At 44.7% G+C, this 6,000-nt stretch carries 6 protein-coding genes; 5 read left to right on the top strand and 1 reads right to left on the bottom strand.

The features are described from left to right. Positions 1-163 precede the first annotated feature (163 nt). Together KIV40_RS04615 and KIV40_RS04610 are read left to right on the top strand one after the other, a co-directional pair. Positions 164-1,792 carry a serine protease gene (locus tag KIV40_RS04615; RefSeq protein ID WP_285348080.1) on the top strand — a complete coding sequence of 543 codons (1,629 nt, stop codon included), beginning with the start codon at positions 164-166 and terminating at the stop codon, positions 1,790-1,792. 4 nt (positions 1,793-1,796) lie between these two features. Beyond that, positions 1,797-2,165, top strand: a complete 369-nt coding sequence (locus KIV40_RS04610; protein WP_285348079.1) for a hypothetical protein — start codon at positions 1,797-1,799, stop codon at positions 2,163-2,165. A 71-nt stretch (positions 2,166-2,236) separates the two neighbouring features. On the opposite strand, the gene KIV40_RS04605 is transcribed toward KIV40_RS04610, so the two are convergent. Further along, a complete protein-coding gene (locus KIV40_RS04605; protein ID WP_285348078.1) occupies positions 2,237-2,833 on the bottom strand; it encodes a VOC family protein in 597 nt (198 codons plus the stop codon). 220 nt (positions 2,834-3,053) lie between these two features. On the opposite strand from KIV40_RS04605, the gene argS reads away from it, so the two are divergent. From argS to KIV40_RS04590, 3 genes are all read left to right on the top strand, one after another. Then, positions 3,054-4,787: an arginine--tRNA ligase gene (gene argS, locus KIV40_RS04600; protein ID WP_038892096.1), complete on the top strand. Its 1,734-nt coding sequence runs from the start codon at positions 3,054-3,056 to the stop codon at positions 4,785-4,787. A 104-nt stretch (positions 4,788-4,891) separates the two neighbouring features. Further along, positions 4,892-5,320, top strand: a complete 429-nt coding sequence (locus KIV40_RS04595; RefSeq protein WP_005382194.1) for an HIT domain-containing protein — start codon at positions 4,892-4,894, stop codon at positions 5,318-5,320. Positions 5,321-5,470: 150 nt separating this feature from the next. Continuing rightward, a complete protein-coding gene (locus KIV40_RS04590) occupies positions 5,471-5,992 on the top strand; it encodes a YqhA family protein (RefSeq protein WP_285348077.1) in 522 nt (173 codons plus the stop codon). Positions 5,993-6,000: the final 8 nt, after the last annotated feature.

The following is a 6,000-nucleotide window of genomic DNA, read 5'->3' as shown; positions in this document are numbered from 1 at the left end:
GGCGGGTTTATTTTTCAACAGTATCTTCCGCAATAAATCCCGAGAACCACTCCCCCTATTTTTTTATAGCTTTTCATTCTCTTTCAGCTATTTACTCGAGTAATAACTCTATCTATAATTCATTCTCATTTTTATAAAATCAATTTAATATTACGGAATTAAAATGAAAAAAACGTTAGTGGCTTTTCTGATTGGGCTGACTTTGCCAGCAACCACAATCGCAGATACTCTTAAGCCTGTTAAGAATGATGTATCCACTCGCATTATCGGCGGTGAGCCAGCCAATACTTCTGACTGGAAGTTTATTGCTTCACTGGTACGTAAAGGACAGCCAGCATCTATTGGTCACTTCTGTGGCGGTAGTTTCCTTGGTGGAAAATACGTATTAACTGCTGCGCACTGCGTAGAAGACCTCAATGCGGACGATCTGGATATCGTTCTTGGTCTTTATGACAAAAACAGAGAGTCTCAAGCACAGCGCATCGCCGTTAAAAATATCTATTCACATGATGCATATAACAGCAAAACAACGAACAATGACATGGCTCTTATTGAGTTGGAACGCAGTGTCGACAGCGCAACTATTGCTCTTGCCACGCCAGAAGTTCTAGCTAACGTACGCGCAGGAGATAAAGTACATGTCGCAGGATGGGGAAACACCTCTACGACAGGAAGGGAATTTCCGGCTGTTTTACAACAAGTTGATTTAGAGTATGTGGATCGAGAGACCTGCCAAAACCTAGAAGGAAATTACGCCAACGTATCAGATGATGGCATCTGTGCGGGATACTATTGGGGAGGAAAAGATAGCTGCCAAGGAGATAGCGGCGGTCCACTCATCGTTGATGATAACGGTATCAACAAATTGCTAGGCGTGGTCAGCTGGGGGGATGGATGTGCTCAACCAAACGCTTATGGTGTTTACGCCAACGTCGCTCATTTTCAACACAATGGTTGGATAGATAGCCATCGCAATACTATCAGCTTCACTCAGTACCGAGATCTTCGTTTCGTTGAGCGAAAAGCGCAGCAAGAGACCTTTACTATTCGTAATGACGATACTATCCCATTCAACATCTACCAAAGCACAATATCATACGGAAGTACCATCGAGAAAAGCACTTGTACTGGTACCTTAAAGCCTTCGCAAAGCTGTCAAATTACCGTCGGCTACCAACCTAGCTATTCGGAATCAGCAACAACGATAGAGCTCTTTACCGATCATCCGAAACTGTCCAAACTCACAACAACTTTCGAGTATTCAGGTGTAGATAAAGCAAGCAGATCAGTGCGTAATGCCATTCCGCTAGCAGACGCAAATGTTTATACCGGTCAAAACGCTTGGACGGCTGAAAATGGTGAACTGCAATCAGCGGATATGGGAGCTTATCCTGGTGTATCTGAGCTGGTTTTGACCGATCTTCCGAAGGGCAAACTTACCATGGATCTCAAAGTAATGTCCGATGGTTTTGATTACTTTGTCATCTTTGTTAATGGTCAAGTTAACTATGTGACCCGCCAACTCCTCGCTTATGAAGAGCTCCAGATCGATCTGTACAAAACATCTAATACAATAGCGTTTGCATACCTCAAACAACCGAATTCGAGTGGTATTTACAGCGCGCAAGCAGTTATTCGTAATATAAATATGTCAGTCAGCACAGATAATACGGGCGATACTGGCAACACTGGTACCAACTTTAATAAAAAGTCTAGTTCAGGCGGCAGTTTATCTATTGGCCTATTGATGTTACTGGCTGCAGGTTCATTCGTACGACGCAAAAAAAGGTAACGAGATGAAACATAGACTCAAAATATTGCTACTTGGTTTGGGCACTATCAGTTTAACTGCATGTTCAGCAAACGCAGGACTGCAAACAAACCAGACGCCTGAGCACCAAGCAATGATGGTAGAGGCTTATCGGACAAGTGAGAGTCAAATTTCATTTATCACAGAGTCTAACGGCTGCAGTGAAAACGAGGACTTTAGCCTAAAAATAGAGCAAAGCTCAGAGACAGAGGCTCTTATTACTATCGTTAGAGACAAGGCGGATCATTGTAAACGAATGCCGTTTGCCAAAACTTTTACACTGCCTCTAGATGAAGAGTTGCAAGGCAAAAAGCTTTCCATTACAAACCCAAAAAGCAAGTCACTGACTAAATAATAGTTAGCATGCAAAAGGGAGCCTCGGCTCCCTTTTTACTTCCAACAACTAAGCAATCTTCACTCTAGCGTTTACGACTGCTCAGACTCAACAATACGCTTGAGTGAATGCGGGTGCAGCTTGATACAAATGCCTTGATACTTAAACGCCACCGTTGGGTTATTCAAGCGTTCGCCTTCCCCTTTCGGGCTCGATAGTTTGATCTTCACACCCAGCTCTTCTAACTCATTAAAGCGTGTGCCAAACTCTGGATAAGTGTGTTTCAAATCAGCAAGAAACTCATCTGCGGTTTCGGCATGAGACGGAATCACAAACTCCACATGTTCCCAGCTTTCAGTTGGGTAGATTTTGCCTTCCGCAGGGTATGGCAGCTCCAGGCACTCAATCTTCCAGCCACGGCTTTCCAACGCTTTATCGAACTCAATAACAATAATTGGGCGACCGTTGATTTTCGCTTGTGAAATCACCTTGCCGTATTGACTCCAAGCCTCATGCGCAGCTTTTGCGGTATCAGTATCGTTAATACGCAACGCAATATGGTCAGCTTGAGCAAAGCTCAGATCCAGTTTTAACAGGGATGCAAACTCTTCAATCTTCGCCATAAATGCATCCAAATCTTGGATCATCAATTCAGGCGCTAGGCGTTTTTTAACTAGTTGAGTCGTCATTGTGGCTCTCTTGTGGGGCTATTTATCTCATTACTCTGAGCGCAATAGTAAACGCAAACCAAGCCTCATTTCCATTCAATCGAAAAAGTATAAATTTCCCCAATTCCTCTCTGTATGAAAAGCAATAAAGTTGTTATCATTAGCCCCATTTTTGTGAACTCCAGCAGAACTTGGCACTTACTTCGCCGAGTTCTTCGTCCTTGAATTGAAGGAAACGCGTGTGAATATCCAAGCACTTATTAATGACAAAGTATCTCAGGCTCTAGAAGCCGCTGGCGCACCTGCAGGCAGTCCTGCGGCGGTACGCCAATCAGCAAAGCCACAATTTGGTGACTACCAAGCAAACGGCGTAATGGGCGTTGCTAAAAAACTGGGTACTAACCCACGAGAATTTGCACAGAAAGTACTGGATGTTCTAGACCTAGACGGTATTGCGAGCAAGACAGAAATCGCTGGTCCTGGTTTCATCAACATTTTCCTAAGCGAAGAGTTCCTAGCGAAGCAAGCGGAAGCGGCATTGGCTGATTCACGCCTTGGCGTTGCAGCAGACGAAGCTCAAACTATCGTTGCTGACTACTCTGCACCAAACGTTGCGAAAGAAATGCACGTTGGTCACCTACGTTCAACCATCATCGGTGATGCGGTAGTACGTACTCTTGAGTTCCTAGGTCACAAAGTGATCCGTGCGAACCACATCGGCGACTGGGGTACTCAGTTCGGTATGCTTATCGCAAACCTTGAGCGTGTACAGCAAGAGTCTGGCGAAGTTTCTATGGAGCTAGCTGACCTTGAAGGCTTCTACCGTGAGTCTAAGAAACTGTACGACGAAGACGAAGAATTCGCAGTGAAGGCACGTAACTACGTTGTGAAACTGCAGAGCGGCGACGAGTTCTGCGCAGAAATGTGGAAGAAGCTGGTTGACGTAACCATGATCCAAAACCAACGCAACTACGATCGTCTAAACGTATCTCTATCTCGTGATGACGTAATGGGCGAGAGCATGTACAACGACATGCTACCTAAGATCGTAGCGGACCTTAAAGCACAAGGTCTTGCGGTTGAAGATGACGGCGCACAAGTTGTGTTCCTTGAAGAATTCAAGAACAAAGACGGCGAAGCGATGGGCGTTATCGTTCAGAAACGCGACGGCGGCTTCCTATACACAACAACGGACATCGCATGTGCGAAATACCGTTACGAAGAACTAGGCGCAGACCGCGTACTTTACTTCATCGACTCTCGTCAGCACCAACACCTAATGCAAGCTTGGACTATCGTTCGTAAAGCGGGTTACGTGCCAGAGTCTGTATCTCTTGAGCACCACGCGTTTGGTATGATGCTAGGTAAAGATGGTAAGCCATTCAAGACTCGTGCAGGTGGTACAGTTCGTCTTGCTGATCTTCTAGATGAAGCAGAAGTTCGTGCAGCACAGCTGATCGAATCTAAGAACCCAGAACTAGCAGAAGACGAGAAGAAAGCGATCGCGAACACAGTTGCAATGGCAGCGGTTAAATACGCAGACCTTTCTAAGCACCGCACCACAGACTACGTGTTCGATTGGGACAACATGCTAGCGTTCGAAGGTAACACTGCACCGTACATGCAATACGCTTACACTCGCGTAGCATCTGTATTCGCTAAAGCTGGCGTTTCTATGGATGATCTACAAGGTGAAATTAAGATCACTGACGAGAAAGAAAAAGCGCTTATCGCAAAACTTATGCAGTTCGAAGAAGCGGTTCAATCTGTTGCTCGTGAAGGCCAACCACACATCATGTGTAGCTACCTATTCGAACTAGCAGGTCAGTTCTCTAGCTTCTACGAAGCGTGCCCTATCCTAGTTGCTGAAGACGAAACAGTGAAACAAAGCCGTCTGAAACTAGCAGCCCTAACAGCGAAGACCATCAAGCAAGGTCTGTCTCTACTAGGTATCGATACTCTAGAGCGTATGTAAGCGATTCGAGAATCGAGACGATTTAGAAAGGTTGGCGTGAAAGCGTCAACCTTTTGTTTTATCTGGCGTATACTGATGTCATTCAATTCAAATCGGATAACATAATGAGTTTTGAACTGCACCCTCAACTGGCAAAAGACACCACCGTTATCGGCCACTTCCCACTGTGTGTGGCGCTTCTGCATAAAGACAACGCCGTGCCATGGGTTATCTTGGTCCCTAAACGTGCAAACCTAAAAGAGCTTCACCACTTGCCAATGCAAGAACAGCAACAGTTTTTGCTAGAGTCTCAAGCGGTAAGCCAAGCACTGGAAGCAACCTTCCGTCCAGACAAGCTAAACCTTGGTGCACTAGGTAATATGGTGCCACAGCTGCACATTCATCATATTGCTCGCTTCAAAGATGACGTCGCATGGCCGGGACCGGTTTGGGGTAACACCAAAGGTGAATTCCGTACAGAAGAAGAGCAAAACGAATTACTTGGTCGCATTAAAAACGTGCTGTCACTGAGCTCTATTTTCCAAAAGGCATAAGCACTGCTAGCGAAAATAATTCGTCTTTGAATACGACTGAAATAGACAGAGAGAGATTAATACATATTTGTAACAATCTTTCTCATTTTTCTGGGATTATCACTTAAATCAAACTTGTTTAGACTGCCAGCTCAATTAGAGAGGGTCATCATGAAACAAGTCTTCAACACATTCCGATACGTTAGCTGGATCGCCATCATCTGTTCTATGGCTGCTTCGTTCTTGCTTTTTGTTATGGGCGCAGCAAAAACCTATTCGGCATTTGCGGTCTTCATTCTTAATCAAACACCTCCAGAAGCACTCGCACATTTAGATAAAGCAGACATCGCGATCGCGTATTTGATCAAGTCACTGGATACGTTTCTTGTCGCGTTAGTTTTGTTCATTTTTGCTCACGGCATCTACACACTGTTTATTTCCAACAAAGCTAAAGCGAAAACACAAGAACTGTCGGTTTTGCATTGGATCAGAACCCCAAACATCGGCCACCTAAAAAATATTTTGGCTGAAGTCATCATCGTGATCTTATTTGTGAAGTTCTTAGAGCTCGTACTGATTAACTTCGACAGCTTAGATTGGACGATCTTAACATTACCTATTTCGATTTTAGTTTTAAGTCTTGGTTTGAAGTTCCTAGGGTTAGGCGCGACTAAACACTCTGAAGAGCATTGATTCCGCAG

It is taken from the genome of Vibrio sp. D173a (assembly GCF_030248475.1).
Note: the sequence above shows the minus strand (reverse complement) of the source record. Positions and strands in the feature narration are given on the sequence as shown.

Coding starts and splice junctions, on each gene's coding strand:
- KIV40_RS04615 (WP_285348080.1), top strand. CDS start 164: ATGAAAAAAACGTTAGTGGCTTTTCTGATTGGGCTGACTTTGCCAGCA.
- KIV40_RS04610 (WP_285348079.1), top strand. CDS start 1,797: ATGAAACATAGACTCAAAATATTGCTACTTGGTTTGGGCACTATCAGT.
- KIV40_RS04595 (WP_005382194.1), top strand. CDS start 4,892: ATGAGTTTTGAACTGCACCCTCAACTGGCAAAAGACACCACCGTTATC.
- KIV40_RS04590 (WP_285348077.1), top strand. CDS start 5,471: ATGAAACAAGTCTTCAACACATTCCGATACGTTAGCTGGATCGCCATC.
- KIV40_RS04605 (WP_285348078.1), bottom strand. CDS start 2,833: ATGACGACTCAACTAGTTAAAAAACGCCTAGCGCCTGAATTGATGATC.